Consider the following 19,955-nt stretch of genomic DNA (forward strand, 5'->3'; position numbering starts at 1 on the left):
CCCTGAAGAGGCCTTGTCGCCCATGAGTCTTCCTTCTCACGAGTCCCAGGCCGTCGACCCGACGCCTCCCGAAGACGCGGCGGCCATCAAGCACGCCGCCACGCAGGCCTTCGTCGAATGGGCACGACGCCTGCCCGTGGCACCTTCGAGTCCGACGGACTTCATCCGCTCCGTGGAGCCGAAGGTGCGGAGGGCCTGCCGGCTCTACACGACCATCACCGAGCGGACGGTCGTGTGGAAGGAAGAAGCCGCTCGAGGTTCACCGCCCATCACGGGGTTGAGGCGCAAGGCCGACAGCGTCGACCCCTGGGCGGAGACACGCACGAGCCTCCGTGAAAACAGCCTCTCCATCCTCGCCTGTTCACCGTGCGGTGGCCTGGGCTCGCTTCCTTGCTCCAGGTGTAGCGGAACTGGGGCGGTCCGCTGCTCGAACTGTAACGGCACACGGAAGGCCTACGGTTACGCATCGAACGGCTCGCGTCGACTCATGAACTGCAGGTCATGTGACGCGCGGGGCAGTGTCTCCTGTAGCGGCTGCAATTCGGGGCGGGTGTCCTGCTCGCCATGCCTGGGGCACGGCCGTGAGCAGCGTTGGCTCGAGTTCGTCGAGTCGGTCCGCTTCGACTTCCTGGTGATGACGGAGGACGAGACGCTGCGCGGCCTGCCGTGGACGACGGTGGAGATGGAGAAGGACGCGAAGCTCCTGGGAGAAATCAGCGCGAACGGTGCGCTGTCGCGGGAGAAGGTCGCGCCGCATCTCCCCGAGGATTGGCTCCAGGAGCACTGGGAGAAGACCCGAATCGCGCTCAAGACCCAGGAGCGCATCACCAGCCAGCTCTTCCAGGTCTTCGAGGCGCCTGCCGCGCAAGTCTCCTACTCCATCGAGGATGCGCGCCCCACGACAGTTCACTTCGAGGGGCAGAGGATGCTGGCGCCACCGGTCTCCGCGGACCGACAGTTCGCGGCAAGAGCCCGGAAGGTCTTCGCGGCCCGGTTCGTCCTCCTCCTGCTGGCCGGTTGGATTTCGCTCCTCTACATCCTCCGAGGCTCCTACTTCTGGAACGGCTGGCTGGTGGCGCTGTGTGTCTCGCTCGGTGGGCTCGCGATTCTGGGTGAGCACTTCGTCCGGGACTGGACCCTGGGCAGGAAGCAGAAGGCTCGCCGCTGGGGTATTGGCGCGGCCGTCTTCACGGTCCTCGCGGGTGTCATGGCCCTGGCTTCGGAGCCTTGGCTCAGTTCCGCGAAATCCCATATCGCGGAGGGCCGCCTCGACGACGCGGATAAGGAACTGCTCGCGCTCGGCGGGCCCGACGACCCCTCTCTCCAGCAAGCATGGACGGACCTCCATCTCGCCCATGCGCTCCGCGCGGAGACCGTGAAAGAGGTCGCCGAGGATGCCGTCTTGATGAAGGCGGGTTCTCCGCAGCGGGCGAAGGTCGACCAGCACCTCCTGGAACTCACTCGGCAACAGGTCCTCCAGTCCCTCGCACGCAAGGAGCCCGCCTCCGCCCTGGAGGTGCTCACCACCGCGAAGCCCGCGCTCGAACAAAGCTTCTCGAAGGACGTCGGCGAGCTGACCGCACGCATCCATGAAACAGAGTTCGAGACCTGCTCGACGGAGGCCTGCCAATGGAAGGCCCTGGGCGCCGCGCTTCGCGCCGAGCCCACGTCGAACCGGGAGCAGCGACAGGAACAGGTGCGCGCGACGCTCATCGAGCGACTGTCGCCCACGCCGCGGCCCAAGGTGGCCACGCTGGAGTGGGTCCTCTACCTCGACAAGACGCGCTCGCTCGCCACCGAGCTGGGTGAGACACCCTCCGATGCGGACCTGGGGGAGCGCGCACGACAAGCCGCCACGTGGACCCAGGAGGAACGGGGGCGGATTTCCCTCATCGGCGCCGAGCGCGCCGTAGCCACCGCGCTGCTTCAACTGTCGTCCGGCGGCGACTCGAACATCCTGATGGCGACCACGAAGTCCGTCTCCCTGTACTGCGCGCTGAAGGACGGGCGCTGCGCGGGCGCATATCTGGTGGGCGCGGACAAGGCCTCGCGCGCGCTCAATGGACTGCAACATGCGGTGACCACGAAGGAGCTGTTCTCACGGGCCCTGGGGCACTCCGCCGAGCTGCCCGCGCCACCGCAGCCTCGTGGCGGCAAGTCACCCACGCAGTCCACGTGGAAGGATGGCGGGGTGACCATCGTGGCGAGATGGAGTGGTGCCCACTTGATGGAGCTGCGCATCGGAGAGGTGAAGCCATGAATCCGAAACCTCCCCGTCTGCTGTCCGTCAGCGCGGCGCTCATGGGACTGCTCGGCGGCGCGGCGCCTTCGGGCCTGCTCATTCCAGGCATCGAGCTCCAGGTCGCGCAGCCCACCTGGAGACGACGCGACGAAGAGGACTCGCGTGACGAGCTGCTCCTCGTCGTCCCACCCACCAGCGGGCAGATTCTCCTCGCGGGACATCGCTCACACCGCTCCCACTCCTCGCATCGCAGCCACTACTCCGGCAGCCGGAGCCGGAGCTACGGCGGCGGCTACTCCGCCCCCGCCGCAGAGCCGGAGCCACCCCCTCCACCTCCCAAGCCCGCGATGGTTTCCTTCGTCGCCTTTCCAGGGGGACGCATCTTCGTCGACGACAAGCCCGCGGGGCAGGACGTGACGTCGCTCATGCGACTGGCCGCGGGCAAACACGTGGTCCGCATCGAGAACCGTTTCCTCGGCACCACCACCGTCGAGGTGGACCTGGTCGCGGGGCAGATGGGCGATGTCACGATTGAGTGGTAGCGGTGGGACTGGGAGCTGACACGTGACGATGAAAGAAGCCGAAGCTCAGCCACCCTTCACCTTCCGCGACGGCGCCGTTCAAGCCGTCCTCGACCTGCGCGTCTACCGGCTCGCGGCGATACAGAAGTCCGCCTACCGCTTCGCGGAGCGGTGCACCGCCGTGCTCGGCTCGCCCGAGGCGGACCGGCTCTCCGTCCGCTTCGTCTTCGGACCGACTGTCACCGAGCAGGACGCGCTGGAGACCGTGCGGCTGTTCTTCCAGGAGCTGCTGGACCAGGAGCTGCGCGAGCAGGTGGGCGACGAGACGCGTGCCCTCCGTGCGCTGATTCTCGCCCAGGCCTTCTCTCGCACCGACTTGATTCGCAAGGACTGAGGGCGACGCATGTTCCATGACCGCTCCAGGTACCAGTCCGCGCGGGGATACCAACTGGCGCCCTTCCGGTTCAGCCCACTGGACGGCTCGCGCTACATCGCGACGAACGACGTGGGCGAATACGTGGTGCTGCCTCGCGAGGAGCTGGTCGAGTTCGTCAGCCATGCCCTGCCCCCGGACCGGGAGACCTACAAGGCGCTCAAGTCCCGGCACTTCATGTTCGATGAGCACTCGCGCGTGGCGCTCGAGCTGCTCGCCCTGAAGTACCGGACTCGCGCGGAGCAGCTCGCGTCCTTCACCGGGCTGCACATCTTCGTCGTCACCCTGCGCTGCGACCACTCCTGTCCGTACTGTCAGGTGTCACGGCAGGCCGAAGGACGCCTCGACTTCGACATGTCGCGAGAGCACGCCGACCAGGCGCTCGACTTCATGTTCCGCAGTCCGTCCCCCGCCCTCAAGGTCGAGTTCCAGGGCGGCGAGCCGCTGCTCCACTTCGAGCGCATCCGCTACATCGTCGAGCGCGCCAAGGCCCTGAACCAGGTGCACGGCAGGGACCTCCAGTTCGTCATCGCGAGCAACCTCTCGCGCCTCACGGACGACGTGCTGGCCTTCTGCCAGGAGCATGGCGTGCTGCTCTCCACGTCCCTGGACGGACCCGAGGCCCTGCACAACGCCCAGCGTCCCGTCCGTGGCGGTGACAGTCATCAACGGACCATCGACGCGATTCGCCGGGCACGACAGGCGCTCGGGCCAGACGCGGTCTCCGCCCTGATGACCACGACGCAGGCGAGCCTGGAGCGTGTCGAGGACATCATCGACGAGTACGTGCGCCAGGGCTTCCACGGCATCTTCCTGCGGAACGTCAGCCCCTACGGTTTCGCTGTCCGCCAGCGCGCCTCGCGCCAGTACGGCGTCGAGGCCTGGGTCGAGTTCTACAAGCGAGGGCTCGCGCACATCCTTCGCATCAACGAGCAGGGGTATCCGCTCCAGGAGGAGTTCACCGCCATCCTGTTGCAGAAGTTCTTCTCCCCGAGGGGCTCGACCTATGTCGACCTCCAGTCGCCCTCGGGCATCGGCATCGGGGCGCTCGTCTACAACTACGACGGCGCGGTGTACGCCTCCGACGAAGGGCGGATGCTCGCGGAGATGGGCGACTTCTCCTTCCGGCTCGGGCACCTCTCCCGCGACTCCTACGAGTCCATCATGACGTCCGAGACGCTCCTGGCCCACCTGAGCGACACGATGCCGGAGGGCGCTCCCATGTGCAGCGACTGCGCCTTCCTGCCCTACTGTGGCGCGGACCCTGTCTTCCATCAGGCGACGCTCGGAGATGCCGTCGGCCACAAGGCCTTCAGCGCGTTCTGCAAGAAGCAGATGGGCGTGCTCCGTCATCTCATCGGACTGCTCGAAGATGACTCCCGCGCTCGGGACATCCTCATGGGGTGGCGCTGAGTCATGCCGGCACTGGACCTCGCATCGACCGGACTGCGCCCTCTCTCGGAGCGCTCACCCGAGCCATTCATCGGCCGCATCCGCGAGCAGCATGACTCCCCGGCGCTCGCACGCAACCAGGAGATTCTCCTCGTCCGGCGTCCGCTGGAGCGCCTTCCTCCGGGCTTCCGCGGGTACCTCCTGCTGGAGGAAGGTGCCGTGAGCCCGGAGCTGAAGGACGTCTACGTCCTGGCCCCCGGGCTTCGCTACCTCGCCGATGGGGATGTGGTCCGCATCCATCCCGAGCGTGGAGCCCTGGCGACGCTGTACCGCCGCGAGTCTCCGTCGAACTCGTTCCTGGTGACGGAGCGCTGCGACAACAACTGCCTGATGTGCTCCCAGCCACCGCGCAAACAGGATGACTCCTGGCTCGTGGACGAGCTGATGGAGACGCTCCCGCTCATCTCTCCGGAGACTCGTGAGCTTGGAATCACGGGCGGCGAGCCGAGCCTGCTCAAGGGGCGCCTCGTCGAGCTGCTGGAGCGGATGAAGAGCCATCTGCCACGGACGTCGGTCCACATCCTGACCAACGGGCGCGGCTTCGCGGACGCCGAGCTGGCGCGCGCGGTGGCGAAGGTCCAGCACCCCGACCTCATGCTGGGGATACCGCTCTACTCGGACCTGCCCGAGGAGCATGACTACGTCGTGCAGGCCCTGGGCGCGTTCGACGAAACCCTCCGAGGCATCCTCCACCTCAAGCGCGCCCGCGTGCGCGTGGAGCTGCGCTGTGTCGTCCACGCGCAGACGTACTCGCGCCTGCCCCAGCTCGCGGACTTCATCACGCGCAACCTGTTGTTCGTCGACCATGTCGCGCTGATGGGGCTGGAGCTGATGGGGTTCGCCAGGACGAACCTCGGCCTGCTCTGGGTGGACCCCCTCGACTATCAGGCCCAGCTCACCGACGCGGTCAGGACGCTGAGCCGCGCGGGGCTCAACACGTCCATCTACAACCACCAGCTCTGCACCCTCCCCACCGAGCTGCATCCCTTCGCGCGAAAGAGCATCTCCGACTGGAAGAACGTCTACGCCGAGGACTGCGAGGGCTGCGCGCGGCGGGAGGACTGCGGCGGGTTCTTCGCTTCAGGTGTCCTGAAGCGAAGCCGAGGCATCCAGCCGTTCCGGGACTGAAGTCAGAACGTGGGCAGGTCCGACGCCAGGTGCGCCGACAGGCCGCCGTCCATCACCAGCGCACTGCCGTTGACGTAGCCACTGAAGGGCCCGACGAGGAAGGACACCATGCCCGCCACCTCCTCCGGCGTCCCGAAGCGCTTCACCGGGATTCGCTCCAACAGTCGCGCGCGCACGGCCGGGTCCGCCTTCGCCAACATCTCCGTGTCGATGTAGCCCGGACAGAGCGCGTTGCAGGTGATGCCATAGGCACCCCACTCAGCGGCGATGGCCTTCGAGTACCCCACCACCGCGTGCTTGGTCGCCGCATACGTGGACGACTGCGCCCCACCGAAGAGCCCCATGATGGAAGCGATGTTCACGATGCGCCCGTAGCCCCGCTCCTTCATGCGCGGCAGCGCCCAGTGACACAGGTTGCGCACGCCCGTCACATTCACTCCGAACAGCTGGTCCCACTCGGCGGTGCTCACCTCGTCCACCCGGTGGAACGGCCCTCCCACTCCCGCGTTGTTCACCAGCACCCGAGGCACCCCCAGCTTCGCCTCCAGCCGCTCCATCGCCACCCGCACCGCGCCCTCATCCGCGACGTCACAGGCCAACGGCCAGACGCGCCCACCTGCCCGCGTCAGCTGCTCCTCCAGCCGCGCCAGCAGCGCCACGTCCCGCGCCAGCAACACCACCTCGAACCCCTGCCTCGCCAGCTCCGTGGCGATGGCCGCGCCAATTCCACGACTGGCCCCGGTGACGACCGCGACAGGGGCCTTCGACTGCGTCTCCATCAGAGGACACCTCGGGGCGGAACGAGGCGCACCTCGTCCACCCGCACGTTCAACGGCTTGGTGGAAATCTCCCAGATGCACTGCGCCACGTCGTCCACGGAGAGCATGTCCTCGGGACTGAACTCCGGCCGGGACCTCCAGAAGGACGTGTAGACCGCGCCCAGCGACAAGAGCGTGGCGCGGATGCCCAGCGCCTTGCCCTCCTCGTTCAGGACTCCCGTCAGCCCTCGCACCCCGTGCTTGGACGCCGCATAGGCCCCGTTCATCGGCAACGTCAGGTGGTCACTCACGGACCCGATGTGGATGAGCCGACCTCCACCTCGGGACTTCATCCGCCGGAACGCCTCCCGCGCGCACAGGAACGTCCCCGTCAGGTTCACCTCGAGGCTCCGCCGCCAATCCTCCAGCGTCAGCTCCTCGAGCGGCCTGAAGACGCCCACGCCCGAGCAGTTGACCAGGACGGAGATGGGACCGAGCCCCGCCTCCGCCTTGTCGAACATCGACACCACGGAGTCCTCACGGGTGACGTCCACGTGCACCGCGTCCACGCTCTCCGTCGCCACGTCGTTCGCGGCGCACAGGACGCGCAGCCCCTCGGCTCGCAGCTTCTGCGTGACGGCCCGGCCGATGTCGCCCGTACCTCCGACGACGATGACATTCCGACCACTCACGTGCCGTGCCCTCCCCGCAGCTCACCCTCGCGAGACGCGGGGGGCGGGGAGTATGTCGGACCGGCGAGGGAAAGGGGGGCGCTCGTGGCGCCCCGCCCACACTCCGGGAGCAAGCCCAGCGTCGGGCCGCTCCCAGGGACTCAGGCGGCGTTGCTGAGCTGGCTCACCCGGGTGCCCTCGGGCGAGTTGTCGATGTCCACGCCCAGCTCGTCCCGGAACACATCCAACAGATAGGGCAGCACGCCGATGGTGCCCTTGCGCATGCGGTGGTGCAGCGCGAGGTCCTTGTTGGTGAGTCGTCGGTCCGGGTGGGGACGCTGGAGCAGCGCGTTGACCTCACGCTGGACATTCTCCAGCACCCGCAGCGCCGAGCGCTCCAGCGTCAGGAACTCCGCGGTCGCATCCGCGATGGCGTCCGCCTGCTCCGCCCGAGGCCCCGAGGTGGCACCCGCGCGCTCGCGGACCAGGGCCCGGAGCTGCTCACGCGTGGTCTCGTACACCGCGTCGTGCACGGGCGTGAAGATGTCCTTCAGGTGAAGCAGCGAGTCCTCCCGGAAGTTGCTCATGCCGCGCTGGGCGCGGTCGAACATCTCGATGTAGCGCGCCTCCGCCCAGTCGCGCTGCGTCGCCGAGTGGAGGCGCGTGGGCCGCATCATCTCCCAGTCGTGCGCCACCCGCTCACGCATCCGGCTCCAGAACCCGCCAGGCGCGTCCTCCACCTGGTTCACCGCCGCGCGGATGACCTCATAGGCACGGCACATGTAGCTCCACAGGTTGAACTGGAGCGAGTAGAGCTGGAGCCCGAGCTGCCCGTAGTCCACCCCCGGCACGATGTCCTTCGCCCACGGCAAGTCCGACGATGGCGCACCCGCCACGGGCCTGCCGTCCATCACCGTCTGGAAGTACTCCTCCATGAGGTTCGGCGGACCGGCGCACACCCCTCGCGTCGACAGGTAGTGGTTGTCGCGGTCCGACACATAGAGCAGCTCCGCGGAGGAGATGGGCGTCTCGTACGTCATGGGGTCTTCCGGGAGGAAGAGCATGTACGCCGCCACCATCCGCACGCCGTCCGTCACCCGGTAGATGTTGGAGAGGACCGGGTCCAGCGTGCCGTTGGGCACCGGGTCATTGGCGCGCATCAACATATAGGACGGCACCGCAAGCACGGCGCACGCCACCGCGTGCAGGTCTCCCAGCCGCCAGCGTCCATCCGGAAGCACCGTGTCCGGGCGCAGGAACGCCTGCCGCACCGCGAGCACCGCCTGCATCATCGGCTTCCAGTGCTTCATCATCGACTTGAGCGCCGTGACGTTCATCGGCGCGTTGTTGCGGTAGCGACTGCCCGGAAAGTGGCAGGCCTTGAACTCCGTCTCCACCTTCATCCGCATCGTCTCGGGGAAGGTGTTGCTCTCGCCGATGTGCCGCCCCTCCGCGTCCAGCGCCGGGTGGGCGATGCGGTACACGGGGAGCATCGCCTCCAGGAAGCCCAGCTCCAACGGGGTCCCCGTGAGCTGCTTCATGACGCTGGCCGCGTCCGGGTTCCACCACATCGGCTCGGTGGGCGCCTTACGCCGGGCCTCGAACTCCAGGTACTTGCGGTGGCTCTCGCTCTCGAAGGTGAGCGTCGGGGCCTCGCGGGTGACGATGCCTTCGGCCAGCAGCGCCTCCAGCAGCTCCTTCATGCGCTCCCAGGGATAGGGCTCGCCCGGCGTCCACTTCGTGGCGGCGCCCGCCATGAAGGAGTCCTCGAGGCAGAGCTGCTCTCCGAAGGAGTGCAGGTCCAGCTCCTCGATGTAGATCTCCTTGGTGCCGTAATAGATGTGCAGCTCGGGCTGGCCTTCGGGCGAGTTCAGGTACTCCTTGATGAAGCGACGCCGCATGGGCACGTACAGCGTCTCATGGGGGTCCACCGGCACCGGCTCCTGACTCACGTGGCAGCTCCTGGAAGGGCTTGAATAAAAACAGTCGCCGGCGAGCCGGTACTCGGCCCGCTGGCGACTGAGGTCAGCTCACCGCTCTCAGAAGTCGAGCGGGGCGGCGATGATGATACCGCCACCACAGCCACGACCGCCGCCACCACCACCACCGATGGTGCCGTCATCCGTCGACATCGGGCCTGCACGAACGCGAGTCTTGATCTTCATGGACTGCTCCTTGTGCGAGTGAGGACTGGTTGCGTTGAGAAACGATCAGAAGTCGAGCGGGGCGGCGATGATGATGCCACCGCCACAGCCACGACCACCGCCGCCGCTGCCACCCGTGGTGGGGGCCGCGGGACCTGCACGAACGCGCGTCTTGATCTTCATGGATTGCTCCTTGTGTAAGTGAAGACGGCTCTCCAGTTCACGCAAGGCACAGACCTCGCGGACCCGGAGTATCAATTGAAGCCGGATTAATCCATGAGGTCAAGTTGCACCAGTCACTTGGAAATAAATACATCCCGGTGACTGGAATTCTTGCATCGCGGGCTCAGGCTGAAGAATGGCGCAATGCGCTACATTCCTCGCCGAGACACGCACCGAGGCACTGAAGCTTGGTTCACATGGGGAACAGCCCTCACGGACCCGGAGTAGCAATGAAAGCGGGATAACTCCGCGAGGTCAAGCCGACGTTTTACTGATTTTAATTGGAATTCTGGTTTGGCGGATTCAACCCCTCAAGAGGGAAGGCCACCCACCGGGTGATATCGAGACAATGACACGACCCGTCGCAATGCCTCTCCAATCCACCCCTGGCACCCCAGCGAGGGCCCGCCGAAGCAGGCCCTCGCGAGACGTCTGACTCAGCGCAGCGGTTCGATGACGTAGATGAGCGTGACCTTGGCCTGCACGGTCTGCTCCTCCGGCTGGATGGGCGTGGCCACGCGGGCATCCGCGGACTCGGCCATCGCGAAGCGCGCCGGGTACATCTGCGGCGACTCCGTCACCGTGCTCGCGTCCACCACCGCGCCCAGCTTCACGTTCAGCGCCGCCGCCAGGACCTCGGCCGACTTGCGCGCACGAGCCACCGCCTGCCGCAGCGCCTCACCCTGGACCGCGTCCTGCTTCGCCAGCCCGAAGCGCACCTGGTCCACCCGGTTCGCCCCCGCCGCCAGCGCCTGGTCCAGCAGGCTGCCCACGCGCGACAGCTCCGTGAGGTGCACGCTCACCAGGTTGCTCACCCGGTAGCCCTTGAGCTTCGGCTCCGTCTCGTTCGGCGCCGGAGGCCCGTAGTCCGGGTACACCGAGTAGTTGCGCGTCTGGATTTCCTTGCGGGCGATTCCCGCCGACGTCAGCGCCGCAATCACCTTCTCCATCTTCTTCGCGTTCTGCTCGCCCGCCGCCTTCGCGTTGGGCGCCAGCGTCTCCACCGCCAGGTCGATGAAGGCCTCGTCGGGCTGCGCCTTCACCTCGCCCGTGCCCTCCACGCGCAGGGTCCGCACCGCGGGGTCCAACGGCGGTCGCGGCGCGGCGGGCTGCGCGGACGCGCCCAGCGCGGTGAACAGCATGGCGGTGAGCAGCAGGGAACGAACGGGTCTTGCGTGAAGCATGGCGCCTCCTCGGGCGGGATTCCGGTACGGCGGGTGACGTGATGCCGCTGCCTTACTCCTCGGGACGGGACCCCGCGGGCAACATTCACGTCCCCCCACGGCACCTGTCCCGCACGGGAGGGCGGAGCACACCCCGCCCTCCCGTGGGAGCCGACCTCACGGACTCGCGGCGTCCCCGGCCTCGTACTCGGGGGCCTGGGGCTTGGGGCCACGCCCGGTGACTTCCCGCACCTTCGTCGTCGCCTTGCGACGCGCGGCCCTCAGCGCGTCACGGCCGATGTCCATCACCGCCGACATCGCGCCCGCCACCAGGTTGCCCGGCGGCGTGTCCGGCGCCAGCGGGTGCGGCCGGGTGGGCGCCGCCTGCTTGGCGCTCTCCAGCAAGGCGCCCAGCTCCCGCAGTTCCTGCGGCTTGAAGGCCTTCTTCACCGCCGGGAAGAGCGTGGTCTCCTCCTCGAGCACGTGCGCCCGCACGTTCTCCATCAACACGTACACCTTCGCATCGAAGCGCTCCGCCTCCGCGGGCAGCTCGTCCAGCTCCGACAGCACCCACTTCACCACGTGGTGCTCCTCCAGCGAGCGCAGCACCTCCTCCTTCATCGACTCCGAGCGCGTGCGCACCGCCGGGTAGAACGCCTGCTCCTCGATGGCGGCGTGCACCGACAGCTCGAGCACCATCTGCTCCACCAGCTTGCGCTTGAGCTTGTGGGCATTGGCGCCCGCCTTCTCGAACCTGCGGAAGAGCTGCTCCACCGTCTTGTGGTCCGTCTTCAGCAACGCGATGGCATCCATGCTTGATTGCCTCCCTGGGGTTCTGGGGGCCGCGCATCCCCTCCATGGAGCGCAAGGCTCCTGGCGCGACATGTCCTGGATGGTGGGGATGACCTCGCCTCCATGCCGGAGCGACGAGGCAAAAGCCCGCTCCCTCGCGAACCCGGCAGCCAGCCAGGGCGTCCGTGCACCGGAGAACAAGCGGGCCCCGCGAGGGCCTACATGGGACCTCGTGGGAAGTTCCTAGCCCTCTGATAGGAGCCCGCCCTACCCAAACCAGGAAGCGGCGCTCCATGCGTGACACCGACGCGGCCCTGGCGGTCCGGCCGCCGTCGGGGAAGCAACGCGCCGACCGCCCCCTGGTTCAATCCCACGCGGAACCACCCCTGCCCAATCTCGTCTCGTCGAAATGGTGATGGGCTCGCCGCGGGCGCGAGAAGGGGAGAGGGAACGCAGTGAACACCTTGATGAATGATGCTCAGCGCGTGCGCGTGGCCCGGATTTCGAGCGAGGCCGAGGACATCCTGTCGTACGAGCTGGTCGCGGAAGACGGCGGTGCGCTCCCCGCGTTCGAGCCCGGCGCCCACCTGGACGTGCGCGTCCCTGGCAAGGACTCCGCGCTGCGCTCGTACTCGCTCTGCAACGACGCGGAGGAGACGCACCGGTATGTCATCGCCGTGCAGAAGGATGCGCGAGGCCGCGGCGGCTCCATCGGCATGCACGAGCGCGTGCGTGAAGGCGATGTGCTGGTGGTGAGCGCGCCGCGCAACGACTTCCCCCTGCTGTTCGCGCGCGCCTATGTCCTGGTGGCGGGCGGCATCGGCATCACCCCGCTCTTGTCCATGGCGCGCCAGCTCCAGCGCACCGGCGCGAACTACGTCCTGTACTACTGCGTCCGCACACCCGAGCGCGCCGCGTTCCGCGAGCTGTTGTCCTCCGCGCCGTTCGCGGACCGGGTGCGGTTCCACTTCGACGGCGGAGACCCGGACAAGGGGTTGGACGTGTCGGGGCTGCTCGCCACGCGAGGGCCGGGCACGCGGCTGTACTGCTGCGGCCCCGCGGGCTTGATGAAGGCCGTGCGCGAGGCCTCCACGAAGCACCGCTGGCCCTGGGAGAAGGTCCACTTCGAGTCCTTCGGCGCCGAGGGCAACGGCGCGGCCCTGGGCAAGGACGACACCGACTTCGAGGTGGCCCTCCGCAGCACGGGGCAGGTGCTCAGCGTGCCCAAGGGACAGTCGGTGCTCAACGTGCTGCGCCGCAATGGCGTGCGCGTGCCCAGCGAGTGCGAGGCCGGCTCCTGCGGCACCTGCGTCACCCGCGTCTGCGAGGGACAGCCCGAGCACCGGGACACCTTCTTCCAGCAGGAGCCCGCGGGCGACGAGCGCATGCTCATCTGCGTGTCGCGCGCTCGCTCCAAGCGGCTGGTGCTGGACCTGTAACCCGGCGCGCTCGCGCGACTTCGGCCCGGACCAGCCCTCGCAGGGCCTCCGGGTCGAAGGGCTTCTCCACGCGCGGGTTCTCCACCCGCTCCAGGAAGGTGCGCGCCGTCGGAGTGAAGGCCCCGCCGGTGATGAAGACCATCCGCTCCGCCACGTCGGGCGCCGTGCGCACGAGCGCCTCGTAGAGGTCCATCCCCGTCATCTCCGGCATCATCAAGTCACACAGCACCACGTCGTAGCGCTGGGGCTCGGGCGCGTTCAGCCGCTCCAGGGCCTGCCGCGCGCTCACCACCACGTCCACGTCGTTCTCTCGCGACAGCGTGCGACGGATGGCCCCGCTCACCAGGGCGTCGTCGTCCACCACCAACACCCGCCCCCGGACCGGCGGTGGCGGGCTCTCCACCCGAGGGGCGTCCGTCACCACCGCCGTCGTCCCGGTGCGCACCGCCGTGTCACTCGCCAGCTCGGGCACCCGGGCCTCGGAGGAGGGCACTGGACCTGGGACTCGCGGGGAGCTCGCGTCCATCGCGAGGCTCGGGGCCGTGACACGTGGGATGGCGGCGCCGAAGGACTCCGAGCCGAGGGCTGTTGACGGGCGCTCCGGCGCCAACCTGGCTTCGGGCGGTGCTTCCCACTGGGTCGGCGCGCTGACGGGTGACGCCGGGCGCTCCGCCGCGGGCCTCACGGGCACCGTCGGGAAACCCGTGGGTGAAGTCTCACGCTCGGACAGGGGCCATGAGCCGGAGACCGGCGGGTAACCCGTGGGCGAGGTGTCCCGCTCCGTCATGGACCTCATGCCCAGGGAGGAATCGGAGACCGTCGGGTATCCCGAGGGAGACGAAGGACGCTCCGTCACCGGCCGCGCTCCCAGTGAGGACTCGGACACCGTCGGGGACGATGGACCCTCCGTCACCGGCCGCGCTCCGGACACCGTCGCGTAGCCCGAGGGCGACGAGGGACGCTCTCTCACCGGCCTCGACTCCGCCTCACTTGTGCCTCGGGAGGACCCTCCGCTGCCCTGCGCTCGCGCCTCCGCCGGTGCCGCCGCGTCTCGCGACCGGCCTCGTGCCTCGGACGTCAACGCCGAGCCCACGTCCCTCGCGCGGCGCAGCGCCACCCGGAACACGGAGCCCTTGCCCAGCTCGCTCTCCACGGAGATGGTGCCGCCCATCGCCGTCACGTACGCGTGGCACAACGACAACCCCAGCCCCGTGCCCACGCCCACCGGCTTCGTCGTGTAGAACGGGTCGAAGATGCGCCCGAGCGACTCCGGCGAAATCCCGCTCCCCGTGTCGCGCACCTCCGCCAGCACCCAGCCATCCGGGCCGCCGCGCGTCACCAGGCGCACCTCGTTCTCCTCCGCCCGGCCTTCCGGCAACGCCTGCGCCGCGTTGATGAGCAGGTTGAGGAACACCTGCGCCAGCCGCGCCTCGTTCCCCTCCACCCAAGTCACGTCACCGTAGTCGCGCACCACCTTCGCGCGCGGACGCAGCTCGCCCATGGCGATCTTCACCGCCGAGTCGAGCACCGAGCCCAGCTCCACCGGCCCCTGCTTCTCGTCGTCCGGCCGGGAGAAGGTCTTCAAGTCGCGGACGATGCGGCGCACCCGGTCCGCGCCATGCAACGCCTCGCGCAGCGCCTGCCCCACCTCGCGCAGTCGCATCCCCGCGTCCCGCGCCTCGCCCAGCTCCTTCGCGAGCGCGTCCGACTCCTCGCTCGCGTGCTCCAGGTTCGACACGATGTACGCCAGCGGGTTGTTGATTTCGTGCCCCACGCCCGCGGCGAGCTGCCCCACCGCCGCCATCCTCCCGGCCTGGACGAGCTGCGCCTGCGTCTGCCGCAGCGTGCGCACGTTGGACTCCAGCTCCTCGTTCGCCCGCGCCAGCTCCCGCGTGCGCTCCTGCACGCGCGCCTCCAGCCACCGCTCGCGCGCCTTCAGCTGCCCCACGCGCAGCAGGTACACGCTGACGCCCAGCATCCCCAGCCCCAGCACGAACAGCACCCAGAAGTCCGTGCGCTGCCACAGGCTCGGCTCCAGCAGCACGTCCAGCGACACCGGCTCCGTCCAGCCGCCGTCCCGGCCCTCCGCCTGCACCTCGAAGCGATAGCGCCCGGGCCGCAGCCCCGTGTACGTCGCCCGGCGAATCTCCGCGCGCACCCAGCCGTCGTCGTGCCCCACCAGCCGGTAGCGGAACGGCAGCCGCACCGCGTCCCCCGGCGTGAAGGCCGTGAAGCGGATGTCCAGCCGCGAGCCATCCGGCCGCAGCTCCACCGGGCCCGTCACCGGCACCAGCTCGCCCTGCACCCGCACTTCCTCGATGCGCACCTCGGGAGGCTGGCGGCTGGCGCGCACCCGCACCGGGTCCACGACGATGGCGCCCTGGATGGTGGTGAACCACAGCCGCCCGTCCCTGCCCCGCCACCCCGACGGCTGCGTGTTCCCGTTGCACTCCGCGGTGCGCATGCCGTCCGTCTGGTCGAACCCCATCACCGTCAGCCGCGCGCGGCGCCGGCCCTCCGCCACATCCTCCAGCTCCCGCCGCGACACCCGGGACACGCCCTTGTTGCTGCTCATCCACAGGTGGCCATCCCCGTCCGAGACGATGCTGAACACCGCGTCGTCGTAGAGGCCGTGCTGCGACACCGAGTAGCGCGTCCACGCGCCCTCCTTCCACCGCGCAAGCCCCGTCTCCGTGCCCACCCACACCGTGCCGTCCGAGTCCGCCAGCAGCGCCAGCACCACCTCGCCGGGCAGCCCGTCCTTCACCGTGAAGCGCCGCGGGCCCTTGCCCTCCTCGATGCGCCACAGCCCGCCCTCGGAGCCCAGCCACACCGCGCCCTCGGCGTCCTCCGCCATGACGATGATGGGCTCGGCCGACAACCCCTGCTTCGTGTCGAACACCGTGACGTCGTCACCGCGCACCCGCGCCAGCCCCTGCCGCGTGCCGAACCACTGCGTCCCGCGCGAGTCCACCAGGATGGACGTCACCACGTGGTCCGGCAGCCCCTGCACCCGCGACGACCTGGCGAAGCGCTGCCCGTCGTAGCGGAACGCGCCCGCCTTGGAGCCCACCCACAGCGTGCCATCCGGTGCCTCGTGCAGCGCGGTGATGACCGGGTCCGTGCCTCCCTCGAAGTCCTCCATGCGGCGGATGCGCCCGTCACGCAGGTAGAACAGCCCGCCGCCCACCGTGCCCAGCCACACCGTGCCGCGCTTGTCCTCCAGCACCGTGCTGACCGTCTCGTTGCTCAAGCCCTCGGGGAGGCCGTACGTGGCGAACGGGCCGTCTCTCAGGCGGAAGAGCCCCGAATAGGTGCCCACCCACAGCGCTCCGTCGCGGTCCTCGAGCAGCGACAGGACCTCCGCGTCCGCGAGCCCCGCGCCGTGCAGCGGTGAGCTGAAGCCGTCGACCTCCCGCCGCACCAGCCCGCCGCGCCGCGTGCCCACCCAGAGGTTGCCCTGGCTGTCCGCCAACAATGCGGTGACGGTGGCCGGCAGCCCGTCCGTCACCGTGAAGCGCGTGGCCACCACGCCATTCCACGAGACGAGCCCCGTCTCCGTCCCCATCCACAGCGTACCGGCGACGTCCTGGAAGAGCGCGGTGACTTCCGGACGCTCGTCGGGGCCCGGGACAGGAAAGGGCGTGCGCCGCACCTGCCCGCCCTCCAGCAACGCCAGGCCCGACTTGGTGCCCACCCACAGCCGGTTGTCACCGCCCGCCCGCGCCAGCGCGGTGATGAAGGAGCCCGGCAGTCCGTCGGCTTCCGTGTACTGGCGCGCCACGCCCTCGCCCAGCGGCACCTGCCAGAGCCCCCCGGTGGTGCCCACCCAGAGGGAGCCCTCGCCCACCAACAGCTCCTCCACGCGCACACCCTCCAGCGGCGCGGAGGCCCCGGGGGCGCGCTCGAAGCGGCCGTCCACGTAGGACACCAGCCCCTGGTCCGTGCCCACCCACAGCACGCCGGAGGCATCCTCCGCGAGCGCCTTGATGGTGTGGTTGCGCAGCTCCGGCGTGTTGCGCTTGTCGAAGACGACGAAGCGCGCGCCGTCGAAGCGCACCAGGCCCTCCCAGGTGCCCAGCCACACGTAGCCGTCTCGCGTCTGCGCGAGCGCCAGCAGGCTGTTCTGCGGGAGCCCGTCGTCGCTGCGCCACGAGTCCTGGCTGTACTGGGACACCCACCGCTGTGGGTCCAAGGCGAGGCCCGGCCGCGCCAGGATGACCCCGGCCAGCAGGATGAGCCCCATGGGCCCACGCCAGAAGGCGCGGAGCCGATGCCTCGGGATGGACATGACGGCCCCAGTGTCCGGCAGAAACGCCCGCGAGGCCAAACCTCGGGCATTCACCCACAGTGGAACGTTGGCCGTTAACGGCCTCGGCGACAGCGGCGGGGGACGACCTGCCCCCCCTCGACTCCCAGACTTCCCCCCGCCGCTGTCGCCTCGTACGCCACCACCGCCGGCACCCAAGAGCCGTGCTCCCGGGTGACCGGGGCCATGGCCCTGGCGCTCCTCGCTTCGAGACCCCGGTGGTGGGTGGGGTCTCGCCGCATCGCGCTGAACCCAAGATGGGAGCCACCTGTGTCTCGCGCCACTGCGGGAAACAGACAGCAGTCACGTCCCGCGGTCGCCCCAGGGTGGCCCCTGGGCGCCCGTCCTCCCGCCCGGCGTAGCGCCATGAAACATCCCGAGCCCGCCTGCTCTCGCGGTGGCTTTCCAGACGAAGGCCGGGCGAAGGCCGGGCGGTGGACGAAGGTGCATGCCCCCCGGGGGCCGCGAACGTCTATGCTCCGCGCGCCGAAGAGCGAGGGTGGATGAGCGACGGGGCGTTGTTCTCGACGGACACGGTGAGCACCGAGGCGCGGTACCAGTGGCAGCTGTGGGCCGCGGACGTGCTGGATGTGGCGACGGCGGCCCTGGTCGGCTGGGCCGCGCTGCGAGCGCTGGAGCACGAGCGGACGCCGGGGGCGATGGTGCTGGCCATGGTCCTCGCCTGGCTCGCATGGTCCACGGTGGGCGGGATTTGGGGACGGACGCTGTGGCGGCAGCTCCTGGGCGTGTGGCTGGTGAACAACGGAAGCGCGCCGGGCGCGCAGCGCGGGCTGGTCCGGGGCTTCACCACGCCGGTGGACCTGCTGGTGGCGCCCGTGTTGCAGCGCCGCCCCTTCGACACGATGCTCGGCCTCTACGCGGAGCCGGTGACGGCGGGCGCGGGGCCTCGGCTGAAGGGCATCGGCTGGCAGCTTCCCTGGCTGGCGGTGCTCGCGGGCGCGGTGTGGCTGCTGGTCACGCCCACGCGCGCGGAGACGCTCAAGTACCTGGGGCGGACGTTGACGGGCTGGCACTGCTGCCACGGCACCCGGGACGTGACGTGGGAGTGCCGCACGTCCCTGAACCGCGCGGTGCGCGAGGCGGGCTCCGGCCACGAGGACGTGCGCGCCGTCGTGGCGGACTGTCCGGCGGCCTCGGAGCGACTCGCGAAGCCGTGAGTCAGACTCGACTTTCGCTCTTTTGTGGCGAAGGGGCGAGCGCTGCGGTCTACGCGGCGCGCCCCTGGGGCAGCGTGGCGCGGGAGGCGGCGCGTAAGTTGGCGCGAAGTCGACGCGGCGAGTGCCAGCGGGCACGGGCCAGGGTAGCTTGAGCCAATCGCAGGACATCCGCGAAGCTGACAGTGGCCTTGGTGGTGTACCAGGGTCGCATAGGCAGCTTCAGTTGCTGCCAGCTGGCGGCCAGCTCCAGGTACCAGAGGACGAGCAGGGTGTAACTCAAGCCCGCGAAGGGAGCGGTGCGCAGCACGGCCAGGCGGCGGCGGGCACGCGAGTCGGCGAAGCCAAGCAGCTGTTTCAAGTCTCGGAAAAGCACTTCGATGCTCCACCGGAAGGCATACCTTTCCACCACTTGGAGGGCCGTGAGGGAGGCGTCGGTGCAGAAGAAGACGCGCAGGGGGCGGCTGCCGCCCGTCATCCGCACGACGACGACCTTGAGCATCCGCTCACCGGCAGCACTCTTCCAGCGGGCCACCACCTCCTTGCAGTCCACCTGCTGCGACTGGCCGTAGAGAAAGGCCGTCAGCCGCTGCCAGGGGAGCGCGGCATCCCGGGCGAGGGCCTGGGGCTTGGGGACCGTCACGTCGCGTGTCAGCCACCGGCCCGTCTTCGGCGAGCGGCACCGGTGAGTGCGCGGGCGAGTCAGCACTGCGTCTGGGCGCATGGCGCCGACGAAGACGAGCCGTTGCGGCAACTGCTTGAGCACGGTGCTGCACGAGTAGGCCTCGTCTGCGGCAAGCTCCAGGGGAGCCGTGGGCAGCCAGCTGAGGACACGCTCCACCAGCTCTCGGCCCAGCTGCGTCTTCTTGCGGTGCGCAATGCCTTTCTTCTGGCACTCGGCCTGGGTGCGGTAGAGCCGAAAGAGGATGGGCAGCGCCCAGGGGCGCGAAGCGAAGGGCACCTGCACCAGCACCGCCAGCGTCACCCAGACGTGGCCGAAGCAGAAGACGTGCACACCTCGGGTGGAGTGCACCGCATCCAGGTGGCTGCCCAGCCCGAACACCTTCGGCCCTTTGTGGCTGCACAGGGTGTCGTCGAGCACCAGTCGCAGGGGCCCCAGGGCCGAAAGCTTCAGCAGCAGGAGTCGGCCCACTTCGTCCGCACTCCAGCGAGCCCGGGAGAAGAAGCGATGGAAGGCCGCGTGGTGCTGCACGCCCGAGACACCCGCGGCCACCAGCGCCTCGGTGACCGCGTGCGTGCCGCCACTGCACACCCAGCCGGCGAACAGCACCAGGAAGCGCAGGAACGAGGGCTCGGTGAAGGCGGGCCGAACCAGCTGCAAGACTCGCAACAGTGCATACAAATGGGAGGCGGCCATCGGGAGACCTCGAAGGTGCTGGTGGAGGCGTGTCTTGCCGGACACCTCTCTCAGCTGGCCTCGATGGCCGCTCTTCTCCTACTCTCAGCCCTTTCTACCCTCGCCCCCCTGCTTGGGCCTCCCGGCCC

At 69.1% G+C, this 19,955-nt stretch carries 15 protein-coding genes; 7 read left to right on the plus strand and 8 right to left on the minus strand.

Annotated features, from left to right (window positions below):
• The first annotated feature begins 22 nt into the window (after positions 1-22).
• The 5 genes from ACN469_RS04440 to hxsC are packed head-to-tail and all read left to right on the plus strand — an operon-like array spanning position 23 to position 5,776.
• Positions 23-2,260, plus strand: a complete 2,238-nt coding sequence (locus ACN469_RS04440) for a DnaJ-like cysteine-rich domain-containing protein (RefSeq protein WP_498764449.1) — start codon at positions 23-25, stop codon at positions 2,258-2,260.
• Positions 2,257-2,784: a hypothetical protein gene (locus ACN469_RS04445; protein ID WP_498764451.1), complete on the plus strand. Its 528-nt coding sequence runs from the start codon at positions 2,257-2,259 to the stop codon at positions 2,782-2,784. The genes ACN469_RS04440 and ACN469_RS04445 overlap by 4 nt, the downstream gene beginning before the upstream one ends.
• A gap of 28 nt (positions 2,785-2,812) precedes the next feature.
• On the plus strand, positions 2,813-3,157 hold the full coding sequence (hxsD, locus tag ACN469_RS04450) for a His-Xaa-Ser system protein HxsD (RefSeq protein ID WP_498764669.1): 345 nt from the start codon (positions 2,813-2,815) through the stop codon (positions 3,155-3,157).
• 9 nt (positions 3,158-3,166) lie between these two features.
• Positions 3,167-4,609 carry a His-Xaa-Ser system radical SAM maturase HxsB gene (hxsB, locus tag ACN469_RS04455; protein WP_498764453.1) on the plus strand — a complete coding sequence of 481 codons (1,443 nt, stop codon included), beginning with the start codon at positions 3,167-3,169 and terminating at the stop codon, positions 4,607-4,609.
• 3 nt (positions 4,610-4,612) lie between these two features.
• Positions 4,613-5,776 carry a His-Xaa-Ser system radical SAM maturase HxsC gene (gene hxsC / locus ACN469_RS04460; RefSeq protein WP_498764455.1) on the plus strand — a complete coding sequence of 388 codons (1,164 nt, stop codon included), beginning with the start codon at positions 4,613-4,615 and terminating at the stop codon, positions 5,774-5,776.
• A 2-nt stretch (positions 5,777-5,778) separates the two neighbouring features.
• Here the strand turns inward: hxsC and ACN469_RS04465 are convergent, their stop codons facing one another.
• The 6 genes from ACN469_RS04465 to ACN469_RS04490 all read right to left on the minus strand — a co-directional run bounded on the left by ACN469_RS04465 (position 5,779) and on the right by ACN469_RS04490 (position 11,547).
• Entirely contained in the window at positions 5,779-6,555 is a 777-nt protein-coding gene (locus tag ACN469_RS04465) for an SDR family NAD(P)-dependent oxidoreductase (protein WP_498764457.1), read from the minus strand.
• Positions 6,555-7,226 carry an SDR family oxidoreductase gene (locus tag ACN469_RS04470; RefSeq protein WP_498764459.1) on the minus strand — a complete coding sequence of 224 codons (672 nt, stop codon included), beginning with the start codon at positions 7,224-7,226 and terminating at the stop codon, positions 6,555-6,557. The genes ACN469_RS04465 and ACN469_RS04470 overlap by 1 nt, the downstream gene beginning before the upstream one ends.
• Before the next feature lie 140 nt (positions 7,227-7,366).
• The gene (locus ACN469_RS04475; RefSeq protein WP_498764461.1) at positions 7,367-9,157 is read right to left on the minus strand and encodes a hypothetical protein; all 1,791 of its coding nucleotides are present in this window, start codon (positions 9,155-9,157) and stop codon (positions 7,367-7,369) included.
• Positions 9,158-9,244: 87 nt separating this feature from the next.
• The gene (locus ACN469_RS04480) at positions 9,245-9,370 is read right to left on the minus strand and encodes a hypothetical protein (RefSeq protein ID WP_498764463.1); all 126 of its coding nucleotides are present in this window, start codon (positions 9,368-9,370) and stop codon (positions 9,245-9,247) included.
• 638 nt (positions 9,371-10,008) lie between these two features.
• Positions 10,009-10,755: an SIMPL domain-containing protein gene (locus ACN469_RS04485; RefSeq protein WP_498764465.1), complete on the minus strand. Its 747-nt coding sequence runs from the start codon at positions 10,753-10,755 to the stop codon at positions 10,009-10,011.
• A 156-nt stretch (positions 10,756-10,911) separates the two neighbouring features.
• On the minus strand, positions 10,912-11,547 hold the full coding sequence (locus ACN469_RS04490) for a hemerythrin domain-containing protein (RefSeq protein ID WP_498764468.1): 636 nt from the start codon (positions 11,545-11,547) through the stop codon (positions 10,912-10,914).
• Positions 11,548-11,981: 434 nt separating this feature from the next.
• On the opposite strand from ACN469_RS04490, the gene ACN469_RS04495 reads away from it, so the two are divergent.
• Complete coding sequence (locus ACN469_RS04495; protein ID WP_498764470.1) at positions 11,982-12,965, plus strand: PDR/VanB family oxidoreductase; 984 nt, start codon at positions 11,982-11,984, stop codon at positions 12,963-12,965.
• Here ACN469_RS04495 and ACN469_RS04500 read toward each other — a convergent pair.
• The gene (locus ACN469_RS04500; RefSeq protein ID WP_498764472.1) at positions 12,916-17,256 is read right to left on the minus strand and encodes a two-component regulator propeller domain-containing protein; all 4,341 of its coding nucleotides are present in this window, start codon (positions 17,254-17,256) and stop codon (positions 12,916-12,918) included. The two genes, ACN469_RS04495 and ACN469_RS04500, sit on opposite strands and share 50 nt — an antisense overlap.
• A gap of 521 nt (positions 17,257-17,777) precedes the next feature.
• Between ACN469_RS04500 and ACN469_RS04505 the strand changes: the two genes are divergently transcribed.
• Positions 17,778-18,452 (plus strand): hypothetical protein, encoded by a 675-nt coding sequence (locus ACN469_RS04505; protein ID WP_498764474.1) that lies wholly within the window; start codon positions 17,778-17,780, stop codon positions 18,450-18,452.
• Positions 18,453-18,501: 49 nt separating this feature from the next.
• On the opposite strand, the gene ACN469_RS04510 is transcribed toward ACN469_RS04505, so the two are convergent.
• Positions 18,502-19,827, minus strand: coding sequence for an IS701 family transposase (locus ACN469_RS04510; RefSeq protein WP_498764476.1), 1,326 nt, complete (start codon positions 19,825-19,827; stop codon positions 18,502-18,504).
• Positions 19,828-19,955: the final 128 nt, after the last annotated feature.

The sequence above is a fragment of the Corallococcus terminator genome (genome assembly GCF_049194865.1).
GTDB classification, from domain to species: Bacteria; Myxococcota; Myxococcia; order Myxococcales; family Myxococcaceae; genus Myxococcus; species Myxococcus terminator_A.

Excerpts from the sequence above, each read along its gene's own strand:
- ACN469_RS04445 (WP_498764451.1), top strand. The coding sequence starts at position 2,257 with ATGAATCCGAAACCTCCCCGTCTGCTGTCCGTCAGCGCGGCGCTCATG.
- ACN469_RS04490 (WP_498764468.1), bottom strand. The coding sequence starts at position 11,547 with ATGGATGCCATCGCGTTGCTGAAGACGGACCACAAGACGGTGGAGCAG.
- hxsB (WP_498764453.1), top strand. The coding sequence starts at position 3,167 with ATGTTCCATGACCGCTCCAGGTACCAGTCCGCGCGGGGATACCAACTG.
- hxsD (WP_498764669.1), top strand. The coding sequence starts at position 2,813 with ATGAAAGAAGCCGAAGCTCAGCCACCCTTCACCTTCCGCGACGGCGCC.
- ACN469_RS04510 (WP_498764476.1), bottom strand. The coding sequence starts at position 19,827 with ATGGCCGCCTCCCATTTGTATGCACTGTTGCGAGTCTTGCAGCTGGTT.
- ACN469_RS04505 (WP_498764474.1), top strand. The coding sequence starts at position 17,778 with ATGAGCGACGGGGCGTTGTTCTCGACGGACACGGTGAGCACCGAGGCG.
- ACN469_RS04500 (WP_498764472.1), bottom strand. The coding sequence starts at position 17,256 with ATGTCCATCCCGAGGCATCGGCTCCGCGCCTTCTGGCGTGGGCCCATG.
- ACN469_RS04485 (WP_498764465.1), bottom strand. The coding sequence starts at position 10,755 with ATGCTTCACGCAAGACCCGTTCGTTCCCTGCTGCTCACCGCCATGCTG.
- ACN469_RS04440 (WP_498764449.1), top strand. The coding sequence starts at position 23 with ATGAGTCTTCCTTCTCACGAGTCCCAGGCCGTCGACCCGACGCCTCCC.
- ACN469_RS04465 (WP_498764457.1), bottom strand. The coding sequence starts at position 6,555 with ATGGAGACGCAGTCGAAGGCCCCTGTCGCGGTCGTCACCGGGGCCAGT.
- hxsC (WP_498764455.1), top strand. The coding sequence starts at position 4,613 with ATGCCGGCACTGGACCTCGCATCGACCGGACTGCGCCCTCTCTCGGAG.
- ACN469_RS04480 (WP_498764463.1), bottom strand. The coding sequence starts at position 9,370 with ATGAAGATCAAGACTCGCGTTCGTGCAGGCCCGATGTCGACGGATGAC.